At 57.2% G+C, this 1,632-nt stretch carries 1 protein-coding gene; it reads left to right on the top strand.

Annotated elements, in window-relative coordinates:
* Window positions 1-155: 155 nt before the first annotated feature.
* Window positions 156-1,632 (top strand): hypothetical protein (locus tag DID99_RS36565; protein WP_221623083.1); only part of this gene is annotated, 1,477 nt, incomplete at its 3' end.

Here is a 1,632-nt window from a genome sequence, read left to right on the forward strand (position 1 = left end):
GCGCTGATCCGCTTCCTTACCGCACCTTAAGCGCTCCACCGATTTACTCTGGAGGACGTCGTTAACGGATCGCATACCGTTGAACACTACATGGCACTGCAAGAGCGAGTGGCGAATATGGATTGGTAGGGTCGCGTTGCAAGCGGGAGATCCCTTTGAATCTGGTTACTGAGAACTTCCTCGACGAATGGGTACGTGGTCACTCCCGTGAGGCGCAAGGGCTGGTTGTAGAGCTTGTGTGGCGTCTAGCAGCAGCATCTTCGCCGCGCCCAACGAACCGGCGATTTCCCCTTGGCGACAGTATCGGGCAGCACGGACCGGACGGCGAGCTAGAAACGGATTATCCGTATGAACCGTTCGTCCCGGAAGGGCGGTCTTATTGGGAAATCGGCACCAGTATCGATGCGCAGAAGAAGGCAACCGACGACTATCGGGAGTTGACGAAGGTTGTCCCTGCTGAAGTACGTGCAACATCCACGTTCATCTTCGTGACCCCGTTGTCAGGTAGGAGAAATTTCCCGGCCGACTGGCGAGGAGAAAATCAGCTGGCGTGGATTGAGCGGCGTCAGCGACGAAGCGACTGGAAAGACGTGCGCATAATCGACGGCACAAAACTGATCGACTGGCTGCATCACGTGCCAGCCGTGGAGCTATGGCTCGCGAATCAGCTCGGGATTGCGGTAAATGAACTCGAGGTGCCGGGCGAACACTGGAGGTTGCTGAAATCTACAGGCGCACCTCCAGACCTGCCTGCCGAACTATTTCTGATCGACAGACAAGAAGCATGCGAGCGGCTGGACGCGGTTCTGGCCAACGAAGCCGTGCAGTTACGCCTCGAAACACGTCATCCAGAACAGGTGATTGATTTCGTTTCTGCGTATATCGCAAGTCTGGAATCCGAGCGTCAGGCTGATATTGCTGGCCGCTGCCTCATAGTTTCCGGACCTCATGCATGGGCCGAACTCATTTCCAGACACGAGCCTCAGGTATTGATCGCGGACCCCGCGCTTGATGTTTCCGGCGAGCGCGGCTCAAAGCTGCTTGAGAAGGCGTTACGCGGTGGGCATCGGATCGTGTACAGCAGCATCCTCGGGGGCGCCAGGCTTTCGACGTCTGTTCGATTGCGGAACCCAGAGCCATACATGCTCGAGAGCGCGCTTCGGGAAGCCGGATTTGCCGATGAACGCGCCCGCATTCTTGCCCGCAAGAGCAATGGCGATCTTGGGGCGCTGGTTCGTTCACTGAAGGACGTGCCGACGACTCCGTCATGGGCGAATGGTCCACATGCGACTGACCTGATGATCGCCATGCTCCTAGGCGGATGGAACGAGAGTTTTCCTGCTGACATCACGGTGGTGGAGGCGCTGTCGCGACGCTCCTATCACGATTGGGTGACCACGCTTCGAGAGGTGGCTTCGAGAGGTGACGCACCGGTGACCCATCAGGATGGTGTGTGGAAATTCGTTCCGCTCAGTGAGGGCTGGGATGCTTTGGGCGGCCTGATTTATGACAGCCACCTCGGCGATTTTCGCGATGCTGCTGAAAAGGTACTCGGGGTGACCTGCCTGATTTCTTCGAGCCATTTCAATCTTGAGGAACGGCCTCGGTTGCTTCAGTTGAACAATACTGCTG

The organism is Burkholderia sp. Bp8986 (assembly GCF_003854225.1).
Classification (GTDB): Bacteria; Pseudomonadota; Gammaproteobacteria; order Burkholderiales; family Burkholderiaceae; genus Burkholderia.